The organism is Brevibacterium permense (genome assembly GCF_025506275.1).
Taxonomy (GTDB): Bacteria; Actinomycetota; Actinomycetes; order Actinomycetales; family Brevibacteriaceae; genus Brevibacterium; species Brevibacterium permense_A.
Genome location: NZ_QYCP01000080.1, coordinates 85926 through 102454, shown reverse-complemented (window position 1 = coordinate 102454; position 16529 = coordinate 85926). Strand labels below are relative to the sequence as shown.

14 protein-coding genes are annotated in these 16529 nt (G+C 63.6%); 7 read left to right on the top strand and 7 right to left on the bottom strand.

Annotated features, from left to right (window positions below; genetic code table 11):
* Positions 1-78: 78 nt before the first annotated feature.
* From amaB to D3I60_RS06290, 5 genes are all read left to right on the top strand, one after another.
* Positions 79-1614: an L-piperidine-6-carboxylate dehydrogenase gene (amaB, locus tag D3I60_RS06310; protein ID WP_262775289.1), complete on the top strand. Its 1536-nt coding sequence runs from the start codon at positions 79-81 to the stop codon at positions 1612-1614.
* Between the two features lie 195 nt (positions 1615-1809).
* Positions 1810-2034 (top strand): PLD nuclease N-terminal domain-containing protein, encoded by a 225-nt coding sequence (locus tag D3I60_RS06305; protein WP_262775288.1) that lies wholly within the window; start codon positions 1810-1812, stop codon positions 2032-2034.
* 316 nt (positions 2035-2350) lie between these two features.
* Positions 2351-3118, top strand: a complete 768-nt coding sequence (gene map / locus D3I60_RS06300) for a type I methionyl aminopeptidase (protein ID WP_262775287.1) — start codon at positions 2351-2353, stop codon at positions 3116-3118.
* Between the two features lie 172 nt (positions 3119-3290).
* A complete protein-coding gene (gene radA / locus D3I60_RS06295; protein WP_262775286.1) occupies positions 3291-4658 on the top strand; it encodes a DNA repair protein RadA in 1368 nt (455 codons plus the stop codon).
* A 43-nt stretch (positions 4659-4701) separates the two neighbouring features.
* Positions 4702-5094 (top strand): VOC family protein, encoded by a 393-nt coding sequence (locus D3I60_RS06290; RefSeq protein ID WP_262775285.1) that lies wholly within the window; start codon positions 4702-4704, stop codon positions 5092-5094.
* A 4-nt stretch (positions 5095-5098) separates the two neighbouring features.
* Here D3I60_RS06290 and D3I60_RS06285 read toward each other — a convergent pair whose 3' ends face one another.
* Complete coding sequence (locus D3I60_RS06285) at positions 5099-5902, bottom strand: hypothetical protein (RefSeq protein ID WP_262775284.1); 804 nt, start codon at positions 5900-5902, stop codon at positions 5099-5101.
* Between the two features lie 36 nt (positions 5903-5938).
* Here D3I60_RS06285 and D3I60_RS06280 point away from each other — a divergent pair, with 36 nt between their 5' ends.
* Positions 5939-6970 (top strand): A/G-specific adenine glycosylase, encoded by a 1032-nt coding sequence (locus D3I60_RS06280; protein WP_262775283.1) that lies wholly within the window; start codon positions 5939-5941, stop codon positions 6968-6970.
* A gap of 118 nt (positions 6971-7088) precedes the next feature.
* On the opposite strand, the gene D3I60_RS06275 is transcribed toward D3I60_RS06280, so the two are convergent.
* Both D3I60_RS06275 and D3I60_RS06270 read right to left on the bottom strand, forming a co-directional pair.
* On the bottom strand, positions 7089-7673 hold the full coding sequence (locus D3I60_RS06275) for an amino-acid N-acetyltransferase (protein ID WP_262775282.1): 585 nt from the start codon (positions 7671-7673) through the stop codon (positions 7089-7091).
* 106 nt (positions 7674-7779) lie between these two features.
* Positions 7780-10320 carry an ATP-dependent Clp protease ATP-binding subunit gene (locus D3I60_RS06270; RefSeq protein ID WP_262775281.1) on the bottom strand — a complete coding sequence of 847 codons (2541 nt, stop codon included), beginning with the start codon at positions 10318-10320 and terminating at the stop codon, positions 7780-7782.
* Between the two features lie 150 nt (positions 10321-10470).
* Between D3I60_RS06270 and D3I60_RS06265 the strand changes: the two genes are divergently transcribed.
* The gene (locus D3I60_RS06265; RefSeq protein ID WP_262775280.1) at positions 10471-11361 is read left to right on the top strand and encodes a macrolide 2'-phosphotransferase; all 891 of its coding nucleotides are present in this window, start codon (positions 10471-10473) and stop codon (positions 11359-11361) included.
* Between the two features lie 294 nt (positions 11362-11655).
* On the opposite strand, the gene D3I60_RS06260 is transcribed toward D3I60_RS06265, so the two are convergent.
* The 4 genes from D3I60_RS06260 to D3I60_RS06245 form a co-directional block, all read right to left on the bottom strand.
* Positions 11656-11985, bottom strand: coding sequence for a histone-like nucleoid-structuring protein Lsr2 (locus tag D3I60_RS06260; RefSeq protein ID WP_092015973.1), 330 nt, complete (start codon positions 11983-11985; stop codon positions 11656-11658).
* A gap of 217 nt (positions 11986-12202) precedes the next feature.
* A complete protein-coding gene (gene lysS, locus D3I60_RS06255; protein ID WP_262775279.1) occupies positions 12203-13762 on the bottom strand; it encodes a lysine--tRNA ligase in 1560 nt (519 codons plus the stop codon).
* Positions 13763-13806: 44 nt separating this feature from the next.
* Positions 13807-14697 (bottom strand): Rossmann-like and DUF2520 domain-containing protein, encoded by an 891-nt coding sequence (locus D3I60_RS06250; protein ID WP_262775278.1) that lies wholly within the window; start codon positions 14695-14697, stop codon positions 13807-13809.
* Complete coding sequence (locus D3I60_RS06245; RefSeq protein ID WP_262775277.1) at positions 14694-16529, bottom strand: PH domain-containing protein; 1836 nt, start codon at positions 16527-16529, stop codon at positions 14694-14696. Before D3I60_RS06245 ends, D3I60_RS06250 begins: the two co-directional genes overlap by 4 nt.

Below are 16529 nucleotides of genomic sequence, written 5' to 3'. Positions count from 1 at the left end.
CTTCCCGCCCCCACAACGACAGATCAGCAACGACCGGCCAAGCGGCCGATCGACACAGCAGCAGACGAAAGGACAGCAATGACCGCACTGCCCACCGATCAGACCATCACCGACCTCCTCACCTCAGGACTGAGCGCCTGCGGAGTGGACGCATTCGCCCGCAAGGGATCGGCCGCCTCGGCAAGCCTTCCGGCCCGCTCCCCCATCACGGGACAGGACCTCGGCACGATCGCCGCGGACACCGCGCGGACGGCGGCGGACAAGATCGCCGCAGCCCAGACCGCTTTCGAAACCTGGCGGGACGTGCCCGCTCCGGTCCGCGGTCAGCTGGTGCAGCGGTGGGGACAGCTGCTCGGCGAGCACAAGGAGGATCTGGCCAAGATCATCACCGTCGAAGCCGGCAAGACCCCCTCCGAGGCGGCCGGTGAAGTCCAGGAGATGATCGACATCTGCGAGTTCGCGCTCGGTCAGTCCCGGCAGCTGTGGGGCAAGACCATGCCCAGCGAACGGCCGGGTCACCGACTCATGGAGACGTGGCATCCCCTCGGCGTCGTCGGTGTCATCTCCGCGTTCAACTTCCCCGTGGCCGTGTATTCCTGGAACACCGCCCTGGCCTTGGTCGCCGGTGACGCGGTCGTGTGGAAGCCCTCGGAAAACGCCGTGCTAGCAGCTCTCGGGGCACAGTCTCTGCTGGCCAGGGCCGCCGCCGAAGTGGGGGCACCGGAGAACCTCGCGCCTGTCCTCGTCGGTGGCCGGGACATCGGTGATGTGATGGTCCGGGATGAACGCGTGGCCTTGGTCTCGGCGACGGGATCGGTGCGAATGGGTCGCGAGGTCGGTCCCGTCGTGGCCGAGCGCTTCGGCAAGATCCTGCTCGAGCTCGGCGGCAACAATGCCGCCATCGTCGCCCCGAGCGCCGACATCGACCTGGCACTGCGCGGAGTGGTCTTCGCGGCCGCTGGAACCGCCGGTCAGAGGTGCACGACGCTGCGGCGGCTCATCGTGCACGAGTCCATCGCGGACGAGTTCGTCGACAAGGTCGTCGCCGCGTACAAGACGCTGAGCATCGGATCGCCGACCGATGACGGAGTGCTCGTGGGACCGCTCATCAATTCAGCTTCGTTCGATGCGATGCAGGCGGCCCTCAAGCAGGCAGAGGCAGAGGGCGGCGAGATCCTCTGCGGAGGCGGCCGAGTGCTCGCCGATGAACGCCCGGAAGCTCACTACGTCGAACCTGCCGTGGTGCGGATGCCCAGCCAGAGCGCAGTGGTCAAGGAGGAGACGTTCGCCCCGATCCTCTACGTCGTCACGTATTCGGATCTCGATGAGGCGCTGGAGATCCACAACGATGTGCCGCAGGGACTGTCCTCGGCGATCTTCACTGCCGAACTCGCCGAATCCGAGAAGTTCCTGTCCCGCTCCGACTGCGGAATCGCCAACGTCAACATCGGCACCTCCGGTGCGGAGATCGGCGGTGCCTTCGGTGGTGAGAAGGAGACCGGCGGCGGACGGGAGTCGGGTTCGGATTCGTGGAAGGCCTATATGCGCCCGGCCACGAACACGATCAACTACTCCGGTGAGCTGCCGCTGGCGCAGGGAGTCGAGTTCCTCTGAGAGAGCTGTGTCCTCCGGTCGAGGTGAGGTGCTCGTCCGGTGGGTCGGTAGGCTGTGGTCGAAGCGCAGACTGGCCACCGGCGCCTCTTCATATCGCTCAAGGGCCAGCGCCGATATCACGTGGTACACGACGCGATTTCCGCGCTGCCCCTTGAACGAGCGACTCTCGCGCAAAAACCAAGGTAGATTGATGCCATGAGCGAAAATCCGCTGCTGCCCGCCGCCTATGACGTGATCTGGTCCGGCATCGTCCTGCTGCTCGTCGTTCTGCTCATCTGGGCAATGGTGAGCATCGCCCGATCAGGACTCGACCCTCAGGTGAGACTCGTCTGGGCGATCATCGTCCTGCTGTTGCCCGTCGTCGGGCCGATCTGCTGGTTCGTCGCGCGACCGCAGAATTCGGATTCCAGCCTCAGCTGAAGGCGCTTGAGTGCACGTCGTCCTCAGTCGCACGATCTGCTGAATCCGAACGCCCCGCCGTTGAAGCCCGCCGCCGGTAGTCGCGGAGGATGCAAGCGAGGCAGATCAACGCACAGACGGGGAAGACGATGAGCGAAAGAATCCAAGGAACAACGGCACAAGCCTCCTTGCGCGCAATCGGATCTTCCGCTCGGCCTCTCTGTCTCCTTGCCCACAGATCCGGGTGCGGCCGCGACTTCGGGACCGCCGAGGACTAAAATCGACTCTGGACCTGTGAACGCCGTTGACCCCTGCACCCCGCTGAAGGAGACCACCTGTGATTGAGCTGAAGACGCCCGCCGAGATCGACAAGATGGCGGTGACCGGCCGTTTCATCGCGAAGACCTTGGCCGAGCTGACCTCGATCGCAGAACCGGGCATGGACATCATGCACCTGGAGAAGACCGCGCGGAAGCTCATTGCGGATGCCGGAGCGAAGTCCTGCTACTGGGACTACGCCCCCTCTTTCGGCTCCGGCCCCTTCCGCAACGTCATCTGCCTGTCCGTCAATGACGGCGTCCTCCACGGTAAACCGCACAGCTATGTCCTCAAGGACGGCGACCTGCTCACCCTCGACTTCGCCGTCTCCATCGACGGCTGGGTCGCCGACGCCGCCCGCTCCGTCGTCGTCGGCAACGGCAGCGACGAGGACCAGCGCCTCATCGACACCACCTGGGCCGGTCTCGAAGCCGGAATCGGTGCCGCCCAAGCTGGCAACCGTCTTGGCGATATCTCAAAGGCCATCGGTGACGTCGCCGATGCCCACCGCATCCCCGTCAACCTCGACTTCGGCGGCCACGGTCTCGGCCACACGATGCACGAGGATCCGCACGTGCCCAACCGCGGCAAGGGCGGTCGCGGGCTGGTCCTCAAACCAGGACTGACCCTGGCGATCGAACCCTGGTGGTCTTTCACCTCGAAGAAGCTGTCCGTCGACAAGGACGGTTGGACCCTGCGTCTGACCGACGGTTCGAATGGTGCCCATTCGGAGAACACGATCGCCATCACCGAGGATGGTCCCCGAATCCTCACCACGCTCGACTGACCTGGCTGCCGCACTCTGCCGCCAAGGGGCGTCCGACGAACTCATCGTCGGGCGCCCCTCTGCGTTCGCCGGACTCCCCCGCTGCAGTGCGCTCCGGCCAGCTCTCCTTGTCACTGCGGCCGGACTCTCGAGCAAGGAATCTCGTGTCAGCGGCCCGTGCCAGAATTGCGGTATGTCTTTCACATGCTCGGAATGCGGCTATTCGACGGTCAAATGGTTGGGACGCTGCCCCGAATGCCAGGCTTGGGGCACCCTTGAGGAAAAGGGCGCGAACTCGTCGAAGGTGAAGACGAAGGTCAAGAAATCCAATGCGGCGAAGCCGATCAGCGAGATCGACTCGACGCTCGCGCAGGCGAGATCGACGTTCGTCCCTGAGTTCGATCGGGTGCTCGGCGGTGGCATAGTGCCCGGCGCCGTTGTCCTGCTTTCCGGTGAGCCGGGGGTCGGCAAGTCGACGCTGCTGCTCGACGTCGCCGCGAAGATCGCCATGTTCGGGGTCAAGGTCCTCTATGTCACCGGTGAGGAATCCGCCGGTCAGGTGCGACTGCGCGCCGAACGGATCAATGCCCTGGCCGACTCACTTCTCCTCGCTGCTGAGACCGATCTGGGTTCGGTCCTGGGAATGATCGAGTCCGAACAGCCGGAGCTGCTCGTCGTCGACTCGATCCAAACTCTGGCATCATCCGAGGTCGAAGGCATCCCCGGCGGGGTCACCCAGGTCCGTGAAGTCGCGTCCGCCCTCATCAGGGAAGCCAAGGCCCGGTCTCTGCCGACTGTGCTCGTCGGCCACATCACGAAGGACGGTACGATCGCCGGTCCTCGCCTTCTCGAGCATCTCGTCGATGTCGTGTGCACCTTCGAAGGTGAGAGGCATTCGCGTCTGCGCATGCTGCGAGCGGTGAAGAATCGCTTCGGTCCGACCGACGACGTGGGCTGCTTCGATATGGAGGAGAACGGGATCAAGAGTCTCGAGGACCCTTCGGGGCTGTTCCTCTCGCGCAGCGGTGCGAACCCGCCCGGCACTTGCTTGACAGTGACGCAGGAGGGCAAGCGTCCGCTGCTCGTCGAAGTCCAATCGCTCATCACAGAATCCGCTGGCGGTCAGTCCCGTCGTTCGGTCTCCGGAGTCGATTCCTCCCGGGTGGCGATGATGCTGGCTGTGCTCAGCCAGAACGTCGCGCAGGCGAACCTCGCCAAGAGCGATGTCTTCACCGCCACCGTCGGCGGAGCGAAGCTCTCCGAGCCGGCCAGCGACCTCGCGATCTGCATGTCCCTGGCCTCCGCGCTGCTCGGCAAGCCGCTGGCTCGCCACCTCGTCGCGATCGGCGAGGTCAGCTTGTCAGGGGAGATCCGCAATGTCCCCAATCTCGGCCAACGACTCAATGAAGCCAAACGGCTGGGCATCACTCACGCTGTCGTCGCCAAGGGCGCGATGACCAATGTGGCGGCGCCGGACAAGATGGAGGTCGAGGAGTGCGAACACATCGCCGGAGCGGTCGAACTGATGCTGACGAAGAAGGCACTTCGGGAGCAGAAGTGAGAAAATCCGGGACTTTCGCACGGTTTTGGAGCATCCTGGTGTCATGACCACGACAGTTTTTCCAGCCTTCCGCACCACCGATGCCGCAGCGACGATCGACCTGCTGGTCACGCTCGGGTTCACCGAAAGACTGATCGTGCGCAATGAACACGATCCGGCGCTCGTCGAGCATGCCGAATTCGCGCTCGGTGACAACGGCGGGATCATGTTCGGTTCGGTTCGCAACGACGGGTCGGCCCTCGATTCGGTGGGCGGCAGCTCGATGTACGTCGTCGTCGACACCGAACGCGAAGTCGACCGGCTATACCAGGAGATCGTCGATATGGGGCATGCGATCGTGCGACCCGTGGCGACTCAGGTTCACGGCGGCCGCGAATTCGCCTTCCGCGACCACGACGGGAACTCTTGGGGAGTCGGCTCCTACCGCGGGGCGTGAGGACTCAGTCCTGCGGTTCCTCTGACTGCTTCTCATCCGAGGAGTCCTTCTCGCCGGATTCCTTTTCCGACTTCTTCTCCTCGTCGGCTTTCTTCTTCTCCTCCGCGGCCTTCTTCTCCTCGGCCTTTTCGGCGGCGCTCTTCTCGAGCTCGAACGGCGTCGGTTCGCTCTTCTTGTCATCGAGCTTCACGATGAGCTCATAGTCACCGGGGGCGAAGTCATCGTCTTCGCGGTTGCAGTTCTTGTCGACCTTGATCCGGTTCCACTTGAGCTTCGCGGTCTTCTCCGACTGCGGTGCGAACTCCGTGGAAGCTTCGGCATTCTCGTCTTTCACCGCCGCGCAGTACTCCGACGACCACACGACATCACCGTTCTTCTCGACGATGAATTCCTGCTTATCGGTACCGACCTCAATGAGGCACGTGGCGGTGTGGCCGTTCTCGATGACCATGCCGAATTCGGGTTCTTTCCCCTCCTTCACGGATTTCGGATCGACCTTCGCCTTCAGCGAGACCTTGTCCTCCGGGCATTTTCCGCTCGCTGCCTTCTTATCCGGCACGGGTGCCGCCGTCGTCGATTCGGCCGGAGTAGTCTCCTCGGCAGCGACCTTGTCCGGTCCGTCGCTGCGGCCGCCGATGGCTCTGACGATTCCGACGATTCCGAGCACGAGAAGCCCCAGGACGAGGAGGCTGGCCACAGCAAGTGTGATGCGGCGCCGGCGGTACACGTGAGCAGGCAGCTTCCCGCTAGACTGGCGAGGCTGCCCGGCAGCTCTGTTCGGCTGCGAACCACGATTGGAAGGAGTCATCGCTTTGAGCCTAGGCAATTGCGAATGAGCATCCAAATGACACACCGAGCCGGTCCCGAATCGAATCCCTCCGGGTCGACCTCCGCCTTCCCCGAGGTATCCGAACCTGTGCTCAAACGAGTCCAGGACACGATCATCGCCTGGTTCGAGGACACTGCCCGGGACCTGCCGTGGAGGCACCCGAAGACGAGTGCCTGGGCAATCCTCGTCAGTGAGATCATGTCCCAACAGACCCCTGTCGCCCGAGTCGAACCGCGATGGCGTGAGTGGATGGACAAGTGGCCGACGCCGGCCGACCTCGCCGCCGCCCCGACCGCCGAAGTCCTCCACGCCTGGGACCGCTTGGGCTATCCGCGCAGAGCGCTGCGACTGCAGGAAGCCGCCGAAGTCATCGCCGCGGACCTGGAGAACCGGGTTCCCGAATCGACCGAAGAGCTCGAACGACTGCCGGGCATCGGGTCCTATACCGCCGCCGCGGTCTCCTCCTTCGCTTTCGGCAGAAAGACGACCGTGCTCGACACGAACGTGCGTCGGGTCCTCATCCGCCTCTTCGCGGGCCGAGAACGCCCCACCACCTCACCCGGCCGGAAGGAGACCGCCTGGGCGGCGGCCCTCGTACCCGAGGATAGGCACGTTGAGTGGAACGCCGGAGTCATGGAGTTCGGAGCTCTCGTCTGCACGGCACGCAATCCCGACTGCCCTGCCTGCCCGCTCCAGGACATCTGCACATGGAACCGATTGGGCAGACCCGCCTCGGCGACGAAACCGAAGACTCAGAAGTGGGCGGGCACCGATCGACAGCTGCGCGGTGCCATCATGGATGTGCTCAAGGCAGCGCACGTCGCCGGGGATGACCGCCCCGGTGTCCGGCTCGACGTCTTCACCGCCTCGGTGACCGACTTCGACCCGGCGCTTCTCGACACACTGGCCGAATCGACGGCCACTGCGGTGGCGCGAGTGCGTGAACTCAGTGCTGACCAGGACAGGATCACTCGGCTCATCACCGACCTCGTTGACGACGGTCTGGCACAACAGGTCGACGGGCGATTGGCACTGCCGAACAGCTGAAGCAGGACCCGAACGTGGCAGACGCCTCCACTGGACGGTACGGCAGTCGCCTACACCGGTCAGTGAGAGCGTGGCCAAAACCGACGCCCGCCGACGACGGGCAGGATCAGGGTCTGTCTCAGAGGTATTTGATCATCCGTGAGTTTCCCAGGGTATTCGGTTTGACCCTGGCCAGATCGAGAAACTCTGCGACGCCCTCATCGGTGGAGTGGAGCAGCTCGACGTAGACCTCGGGTGAGACGGGGATGCCCTTGATCGGTTCGAAGCCGAGCGAACCGAAGAATCCGGTCTCGAAGGTCAGGCAGAACACCCGGTCGACTCCGATCTCACGAGCATCGGCGAGCAGCTGCTTGATGATCGCCTTGCCCACTCCCCTGCCCCGATAGTCCGGTGACGTGGCCACCGTGCGCGCCTCGGCGAGATCCGCCCAGATGACGTGCAGGGCACCGCAGCCGGCGAGGATCTCGGAACCATCGGGCTGTGGATCGACGACCAGCCAGAACTCCTGCAGCGACTCGAAGTAGGTCACCGTGTCCTTGGCGAGCAGGATCCGCTCACCGGCCAGCGGGGCGACCAGTGCTTCGATCCCTTTGACATCGCCGGTCCTCGCCCGTCGCAGGTACAGACCTCCGGGGAGTTCGTGCTTGGAATGGTGGTCCTCGGAGATCCGTCCGTGATCGAAGTCGCCTGCGTGTGAGCTCATACCGACATTCAACACCATCGCCGGAGGCGAACACGAAAGAGTCCGGGGAGCCGGCTGCTGCCGACTCCCCGGACTCTTATGCGTTATCCGAGAAGGTGATGAACGATCAGGCCGAGGACTCCGAGGATCCGCTCGAACTCGACGACCCCAGACCTGCGAGTTCGCCATCGTCATCCTCAGCGGGCTTCAGGCTCTCGGTCTCGATGCCTTCGAAGGTGAACTCAGCGTCCTTTCCTTCACCCTTGACGTCGACCTTGATGGTCTGACCGCGTCCGATCTCCTTGAACAGGATCTTCTCCGACAGAGTGTCCTCGATCTCGAGCTGGATGGTCCGACGCAGCGGACGGGCGCCCAGGACGGGATCGTAGCCGCGCTCGGCGAGCAGATCCTTCGCCTTGGCCGTGACGTCGACCTTCATGCCCTGATCGGCCAGGCGGACGTCGAGACGCTCGAGGAAGAGATCGACGATCTTGATGATCTCGACCATGCTCAGCTGCGGGAACACGATCGTGTCATCGACACGGTTGAGGAACTCGGGACGGAAGTGCTGCTTGAGCTCTTCGTTGACCCGCTGCTTCATCCGGTCGTAGTTGGTCTTCGTGTCACCCTCGACCTGGAACCCGAGCTGGAGTCCGCTCGAGACATCACGCGTACCGAGGTTGGTCGTCATGATGATGATGGTGTTCTTGAAGTCCACCTCACGACCCTGCGAGTCGGTCAGGCGACCATCCTCGAGGATCTGCAGCAGCGAGTTGAAGATGTCCGAGTGAGCCTTCTCCACCTCGTCGAACAGGACGACCGAGAACGGCTTCCGGCGGACCTTCTCCGTGAGCTGACCGCCCTCTTCGTATCCGACATATCCCGGAGGTGAGCCGAACAGTCGCGAAACTGTGTGCTTCTCCGAGTATTCGGACATGTCGAGGCTGATGAGCGAATCCTCATCGCCGAAGAGGAACTCCGAGAGAGCCTTGGCCAGCTCGGTCTTGCCGACGCCGGTGGGGCCGGCGAAGATGAACGAGCCTGAGGGGCGCTTCGGATCCTTCAGCCCGGCGCGGGTACGACGGATCGCCCGTGAGATCGCCTTGACCGCATCGTCCTGACCGATGACGCGCTTGTGCAGCTCGTCTTCCATCCGCAGCAGACGTGAGGACTCTTCCTCGGTGAGCTTGAAGATCGGAATGCCGGTGGCAGAGGCGAGCACTTCGGCGATGAGATCGGCATCGACGACCTTCGAGGTGTCGGTGCCGGACTTGCGCCACGCCTCGGTCTGCTCTTCCTTCTCCTTCTGCAGCTTCATCTCGGAATCGCGCTCCGAGGCTGCGAGTTCGAAGTCCTGAGCATCGATGGCGGCTTCCTTGCGGTGGCGGGCCTCGAGGATCTTCTCCTCCAGGTCACGCACCTCCTGGGGAACCGACAGACGCGAGATGCGCAGTTTGGCACCGGCTTCGTCGATGAGGTCGATCGCCTTATCCGGCAGGTACCGGTCGTTGATGTAGCGATCGGACATGTTGACAGCGGCTGCCAGGGCTCCGTCGGTGACGGTGACCTTGTGGTGCGCTTCGTACTTGTCACGCAGACCCTTGAGGATCTCGATCGAATGCGCCAGCGACGGTTCGGGAACCTGGATCGGCTGGAACCGGCGTTCGAGAGCGGCGTCTTTCTCGATGTGTTTGCGGTACTCATCCAGCGTGGTCGCACCGATGGTCTGCAGCTCTCCGCGCGCCAGCATGGGCTTGAGGATCGAAGCGGCATCGATCGCACCTTCGGCGGCTCCGGCACCCACGAGGGTGTGGATCTCGTCGATGAAGAGGATGATGTCGCCGCGAGTGCGGATCTCCTTGAGCACCTTCTTCAGACGTTCCTCGAAGTCACCGCGGTAGCGGGAGCCTGCGACCAGCGAACCGAGGTCGAGTGTGTAGAGCTGCTTGTCGGCGAGGATCTCGGGGACATCGCCGTTGACGATGGCCTGGGCGAGCCCTTCGACGACAGCCGTCTTGCCGACACCGGGTTCACCGATGAGGACCGGATTGTTCTTCGTCCGGCGCGAGAGGATCTGCATCACGCGCTGCATCTGCTCGTGCCGGCCGATGACCGGGTCGAGCTTGGCCTCGCGGGCCGCAGCGGTGAGGTTGGTGCCGAACTGGTCGAGCACGAGCGATCCCGAGGGCGTTCCCTCTTCGCGGCCGCCGGCGGACACGGGTTCTTTGCCCTGGTAGCCCGACAGCAGCTTGATGACTTCCTGGCGGACGCGTCCGAGGTCAGCGCCGAGCTTGACGAGCACCTGCGCGGCAACGCCTTCGCCCTCACGGATGAGGCCGAGCAGAATGTGCTCGGTGCCGATGTAGCTGTGACCCAGCTGCAGTGCTTCACGGAGGCTGAGCTCGAGGACCTTCTTCGCCCGCGGGGTGAAGGGGATATGTCCGCTCGGAGCCTGCTGTCCCTGACCGATGATCTCCTGGACCTGGTCGCGCACCTGTTCGAGGGAGATGTCCATACCCTCGAGTGCCTTCGCTGCCAGACCTTCACCCTCATGGATGAGGCCGAGCAGAATGTGCTCGGTGCCGATGTAGTTGTGTTTGAGAAGTTTCGCTTCTTCCTGCGCGAGCACCACGACGCGTCGTGCTCGGTCGGTGAACCGCTCGAACATATTCATCCTCCTCGGTCTTCTGATTCTTCTGAGCCTAACCACCACGACCGCGGATCTATTGCAGGTTTCGCCATCAGCCGAAACCGTTCGGCTGTGGGCGAAATTCTCTAGACTCGAGACCCACACAGCAACGTCAGTGAGGATGCAGACATGCCCACAGATCCCACGACCATCCGGGACCTGGCCCGGGCCCACGGTCTCGACATCATCACCGATTCCATCGTCATCAACGAGCTCGGCCTCGACTTCCAGGTCGCCATCGCCGAGGCGGTCGACGGTCGATCCTGGGTGCTCCGGATACCTCGGCGTCCGGATGTCTCCGCCCGCGCCGCCGTCGAGGGCCGCTTCCTCAAGGCCATCGCACCGCGCCTGAGCGTCGCGGTCCCGAATTGGCAGATCCACTCGACGAACCTCATCGCCTATCCGCTGCTGCCGGGAACACCCGGACTGACGATCGATGACAGTGGACAGCCGCAGTGGCATTTCGATGCCGAATCCCCCGAGTATGCCGCATCGCTCGGGGAAGTCCTCGCCGAACTTCACACCGTCGACCCGGCTGCCGTTCGGGACACAGGCATTCCGGAGTTCTCCCCCACTGAGATCCGACAGCGCAAGCGCGAAGACATCGAGAACGTCGCCGCTGAGTTCGAGGTGGCGCCGAACCTGCTCCGGCGGTGGACCGCGTGGCTCGACGATGACAGCTATTGGCCGTCGTTCTCAACCGTGACTCATGGCGAAGTGTACCCGGCGCATCAGCTCATGGACGGATCCGTCAATCTGAGCATCCTCGACTGGACGACCGCTGCAATCGGCGATCCGGCAAGGGATTTCATGTTCCATCACGCCAGTGTCTCGGCCTCAGCGTTCGAGAACATGAGCGCGCGATATGTGGAAGCCGGCGGTCTGATCTGGCCCAGGTTCGCAGAGCACTGCGGCGAGCTCTACTCGACGTCGCCCGTCGAATTGGGGCTGTTCGCTCTGCAGACCGAAGACCCGGAGCATATGAGTGCGGCACGAGCTCAATTGAACCCGGAGAGCTGAACCGACCTCAATAGCCGTACGGTGAGCAGAGGTCTTTCCTCAGCCGCAGTGCATGCTCCCTTGATTCAACTGCAACTTCATCGAATGATTTGGCTGCGCCATCAATCGATATGATTTTCAACTGCTCTCCACCTGGCAATTGTCTGTGATGTTTCATCACTGCTGTGTTGCCGCATCGCCGGAAGAGGGCAATTGACAATACCGAGGCCGAGCACATAATGCCGGAGGGGCCAGCGACTCAATTCGCTGGCCCCTCCGGCCTAATCGGAAGTTATCGGCTTTCGAATGAGCCTCTTACTTCTCCGCTGCTTCGTATGCTTCGACGATCTCCAGCGGGATCCGTCCACGATCACCGAGCTGGTACCCGTTGTTCTGTGCCCACTCGCGGATCTTCGCCGTGTCCCGCTTGGGGCCCGACGAACCCGCACGGCGGCCACGGCCGCCGGTGTTGGCTACACGACGTGCTTTGGCGATGAATGGGGCGAACGTCTCACGGAGCTTGTCGGCATTCTCGGTTGAGAGCTCGAGTTCGTACGTTGCCTGGTCGAGGCTGAAACGAACGGTTTCCGCCGCTTCGCTTCCGTCGAAATCATCCGTGAGAACGAGGCGCATTTCCCTTGCCATGTTCACTCTTTTCGTAATCAGAGGATTTTGTCGCTGTCATCTTAACATCCGCTCGGGGATTATCGTCGACTTCGCTAACTTCAATCTCTGAATAGTATTTGTCTACCTGTTCGCGTTCATTGCGATCTGCGCGGACGATATTCCGGAACACATACCAGAACAGCAATCCCACACAGATCGACGGGAGCAGAGCTTTGAGGATATCCAACATATTAGGTCAGCCCTCCTGAGCCGAGTCCTCCTGCGAAGAAGCCAAAGGCTTGGTGAATGGGAACAGAATGGTTTCACGAATTCCCAAACCGGTCAGCGCCATGAGCAGACGGTCGAGTCCCATGCCCATTCCGCCGGTCGGCGGCATTCCGTGCTCCATCGCCATGAGGAAGTCCTCGTCGAGGCCCATCGCCTCATCGTCACCGCGAGCGGCGTCCGCGGCCTGAGCCTCGAAACGCTGACGCTGGATGATCGGGTCGACGAGCTCCGAATAGCCGGTGGCCAGCTCGAAGCCGCGCACGTACAGATCCCACTTCTCCACGACGCCCTTCTTCGTCCGGTGCTCACGCACCAGAGGTGAGGTGTCGACCGGGAAGTCGGTGACGAAGGTCGGAGCCCAGAGCTTGTCCTGGTAGAAGTGCTCCCACAGCTCTTCGACGTACTTTCCGTGTGAGCGGAAGACTCCGCCCATGTCGACGCCGTTGTCGGCGGCGATCGTGTCGAGGACGTCCAGCCCGGTCTCCGGTGTCACTTCGACGCCGGACAGCTCGGACAGGGAGTCGTACATGCTCACGACCGGCCAATCTCCGCCGAAGTCGTAGTCTGTGCCGTCGTCGAGCGTGACGACGAGCGATCCGGTGGCGTCCTGGGCGGCATTCTGGATGAGGGTCTTCGTGAGATCGGCGATCGAATGGTAATCGCCGAAGGACTGGTAGGCCTCGAGCATCGCGAATTCCGGGGAGTGAGTGGAGTCGGCACCCTCGTTGCGGAAGTTGCGGTTGATCTCGAAGACGTTCTCGATTCCGCCGACGATCGCCCGCTTGAGGAACAGCTCCGGGGCGATGCGCAGGTACATGTCGATGTCGTAGGCGTTCATATGCGTCTTGAACGGGCGCGCCGAGGCACCGCCGTGCATGGTCTGCAGCATCGGCGTCTCGATCTCCACGAAGTCCTGGTCCGCGAAGGTCTTCCGCAGCGACGACATCACCTTCGCGCGGGTGAGCATCGTCTCCCGAGCCTGCTCGCGGGTGATGAGGTCGAGGTAGCGCTGGCGGACGCGGGTGTCCTCGGCGAGTTCGGTGTGCAGTCCGGGCAGCGGACGCAGGGCCTTCGACGCCATGGTCCAGGAGTCCGCGAGCACGGAGAGCTCACCGCGCTTGGACTTGATGACCTTTCCGTGCAGGAACAGGAAGTCGCCGAGGTCGACGTCGGTCTTGAAGTCATCCAGGCGCTCCTGGCCGACTTCGCGCAGCGAGAGCATGCCCTGCAGACGGGTTCCGTCACCGGACTGCAGTGTGACGAAGCAGAGTTTGCCGGTGGTGCGGACGAAGACGACTCGGCCGATGACGCCGACGACAGCTTCGGTCTCCTCCCCCGCCTCGAGTCCGTCGTGGGCGGCGTGGACCTCGGCGAGGCTGTGGGTGCGGGGCACCGTCACCGGGTAGGCATCGGTTCCGTCGTCGAGGAGACGCTGGCGCTTGTCCTTTCGAATCCGGATCTGTTCCGGATCGAGGTGTTCGGGTGAAAGGTCTGCGTTCTCAGGTGTCTTCGAGTCGGTATTCGCCATGCTTCAAGGCTACCGTGGACGGGCCGTACGGGGGAATTCGGCGGTCAGTCCAGAGCGCTCAGGATCTGCTGTGCCTGGGCTTCCGTGATCCGTCCCATCGCCAGTGCTTTCGCGGCCGTCGATCGGGCGAGCGCGATGTAGCTGTTGCGCACGGCCGGGTTCGATCGGCTGAGGCTGAACTCGCTCAGTGCCGCCAGGTGCGCTTCGATTGTTCCGACGTCACCGCGGCTGATCGGACCGGTCAGTGCCTTCGGTCCGTTCTGCATGGTGTTGGCGACGCTGGCGTCGACGAGGGCGTGGAGGATGGCCGACGGATCGGCGACCCCTGCTTCGGCGAGCAGCTCCATGGCCTCGGCGAGGATCGTGATCGAATGGTTCGACGCGTGGGTGATGGCCGCGTGGTAGAGGGGACGGTCCGCCTCGGCGATGTCGATCGGTTCGGCGCCGAGTTCGACGACTAGGGCCTCGCCCACCGGACGGATCGGGGCGGGCGCGGTGACCGCGATCGTCGCCTGCCGCAGACGGCTGAGATCGACCTCGGTGCCGGTGAATGTCAGGGACGGGTGCAGAGCGATGGGCAGAGCGCCGAGGCGGGTCCCGGGCTCGAGGACGTCCGTTCCGTACCGGCCGGAGCAGTGTACGAGGATCTGCCCGGCGTGGATGCGGCCGAGGCCGGCCAGGCCCGTGACCAAGGGAGCGATCTCGTCATCGGGAACGGCGATGAGCACGAGTTCGGCGCGTTCGGCGATCGCATCGGGGTCGAGGACCGGCACTCCGGGCAGCATGTCCTCGGCGCGTTCGAGGCTGGCCGTCGAGGTGGCGCTGACTCCGATGATCGCGTGACCGGCCTGCCGCCAGGCGGCTCCGATGCTGGCTCCGACTCGGCCGCAGCCGATGATTCCGATGCCCAGTCGTGGTGCGTCGTCCTGGCTCATCTGTTGTCTTCCTCGTAGGTCTCGATGGGGCCGGTGTGTGCCGATTTCGCGGCGTCGTCGAAGCGTTGGCGGGCGATCCGAGTACGTTCGGCATGTTCGGTGAAGAAGCGTTTGGCAGCTTCGGCGTCCTGATGCTTCACGAGCGGGGCGATGGGTCCGGCGGTCGAGTGCACGGCCACGCTGCCCAGTTTCAGCGCCCTCATCAGCGGCCCTTGGTAGTAGCGCAGGGACTGGACCCTGACGTGGGGCACGAAGTCGACCCGGCGGTCGAGGACTCCCAGGCGCAGCACGAGCAGAGATTCGGTGAGGGCATAGGCCCGTCGTTTCCAGACGAGGGGGTCGAGGATCCGTGAGGAGCGCGGCTGCGCGCGGAACATCTCCTCGGCCGCGGCGGCGTCGGGGTGGGTGGATTTCCTGTCGTACATGGCCGACCTGACGAGGCCGTCGGCCGAGATGCCTTCGGGCAGCTGCGGGTCAGGCAGAGCGAGACCCACCATGAGCAGTGCCTGGTCGATATCGCCGACCGGCAGGAGCAGATTCTCGTCATTCTTTCCGCCGTCGCTGGCGATGTTGTATTCGGCTCTCCACCAGCCGGCCCAGCGCCATAGCAGCGGCTGGTGGAGGCAGACGGCCTGGAGCCGGTCGAGCGGGATGACTTTGCGGGACGTGGAGAAGAGTCCATGGCTGACGGCCAGCCCGTCTTCGCTGATGCGGACGACGAAGTTGGCATTGTCGAGGTTCTTCTTGAACCCGGCGAACGCGGCGAAGATGCCGGGCAGTCCACCGATGAGGATCGGGAGGAAGGCCTCCTCGATCCCGACGAGGAGGAACACGACGGCAATGACGACGACGGCGATGATCACTCCGACGGAGATCAGCGTTCCCGTGCTGAGCAGGGAGGACACGATGACCCGGTGGGCGGGCACTCGGATGATCTCTCCCTCTTCGCCGACATCGGCCGAGAGGTTGTACGGAGCCAGCAGATCATTGAGGCTTCGTTCCGCTTCGTGCGAGACATCGTCGGCCAGGACGCCCAGGCGCTTGCTCAGTCGCACTCCGATGCTGTCGGCGCTGCGTTCGGGCACTGAACGGTCGATGCCCGGCTGTTCTCCATCCGGACCTGGGCCCGGGCTGCCGTGGTCTCCGGCCCTGAAACGTGCTGCACCGGCTCCTGCGCCGCTGCCTGCCCCTGCATGGGCCTCGGTCCCACCGTGGTCGGCTGCGGCTCCGGGCGCTGCATCGGCTGACGTCGCAGATGCGTTCTTCTTCGCTTTCACCGCGGCGAGAAGTTCATCGCGCAGCTCTTCGGCACGTTTCTTAGACAAGTACTTCAGGGAGATGTTCGAGTCAGTGCCGCCGGCGACATCGAAGACGAGTTCGGCCATGCCGAGCATGCGCGGCAGCAGCTTCTGCTGCAGATTGATCGACTGGACGCGGTCCAGACGGGCCTTGCGCAGCTTCTTCGACAGCAGTCCCCGACGGTAGTAGATCGCTTCGGCATCGACCCGATACCCCATGACTCGCCACGCCAGCCAACTGAAGAAGGCGGTGAGGACCATGATCAGAATGATTCCGCCGACGACGGCGAGGATCACCAGCGGGTGGGCGCCCAGCCATTCGGCGAAGGTGAGGTTGACGGAACGGCCGGAGGCCAGGTCTTCGACGGCGCTCTGGAAGAAGTTCTGCAGACCGTAGGCTGCGGCGATGAAGATACCGACGAGGACACCGAGGCTCTCGAGGATCGGCGTCAGCGGATGGACGCGGTGCCAGACCTCCGGTGCGGCCGCCTCGGTGCCGGGGTTCGGGGTTTCGGGAGAAGATGCGTCGCTCAT

What these genes read in the sequence shown, in the direction of transcription:
- D3I60_RS06275 (WP_262775282.1), bottom strand. Translation starts at nt 7,673, where the DNA reads ATGAGCTCACACGCAGGCGACTTCGATCACGGACGGATCTCCGAGGAC.
- lysS (WP_262775279.1), bottom strand. Translation starts at nt 13,762, where the DNA reads ATGGCGAATACCGACTCGAAGACACCTGAGAACGCAGACCTTTCACCC.
- D3I60_RS06265 (WP_262775280.1), top strand. Translation starts at nt 10,471, where the DNA reads ATGCCCACAGATCCCACGACCATCCGGGACCTGGCCCGGGCCCACGGT.
- D3I60_RS06280 (WP_262775283.1), top strand. Translation starts at nt 5,939, where the DNA reads ATGACACACCGAGCCGGTCCCGAATCGAATCCCTCCGGGTCGACCTCC.
- D3I60_RS06260 (WP_092015973.1), bottom strand. Translation starts at nt 11,985, where the DNA reads ATGGCAAGGGAAATGCGCCTCGTTCTCACGGATGATTTCGACGGAAGC.
- radA (WP_262775286.1), top strand. Translation starts at nt 3,291, where the DNA reads ATGTCTTTCACATGCTCGGAATGCGGCTATTCGACGGTCAAATGGTTG.
- D3I60_RS06270 (WP_262775281.1), bottom strand. Translation starts at nt 10,320, where the DNA reads ATGTTCGAGCGGTTCACCGACCGAGCACGACGCGTCGTGGTGCTCGCG.
- amaB (WP_262775289.1), top strand. Translation starts at nt 79, where the DNA reads ATGACCGCACTGCCCACCGATCAGACCATCACCGACCTCCTCACCTCA.
- D3I60_RS06290 (WP_262775285.1), top strand. Translation starts at nt 4,702, where the DNA reads ATGACCACGACAGTTTTTCCAGCCTTCCGCACCACCGATGCCGCAGCG.
- D3I60_RS06250 (WP_262775278.1), bottom strand. Translation starts at nt 14,697, where the DNA reads ATGAGCCAGGACGACGCACCACGACTGGGCATCGGAATCATCGGCTGC.
- D3I60_RS06285 (WP_262775284.1), bottom strand. Translation starts at nt 5,902, where the DNA reads ATGACTCCTTCCAATCGTGGTTCGCAGCCGAACAGAGCTGCCGGGCAG.
- D3I60_RS06245 (WP_262775277.1), bottom strand. Translation starts at nt 16,529, where the DNA reads ATGAGCGACGCATCTTCTCCCGAAACCCCGAACCCCGGCACCGAGGCG.
- D3I60_RS06305 (WP_262775288.1), top strand. Translation starts at nt 1,810, where the DNA reads ATGAGCGAAAATCCGCTGCTGCCCGCCGCCTATGACGTGATCTGGTCC.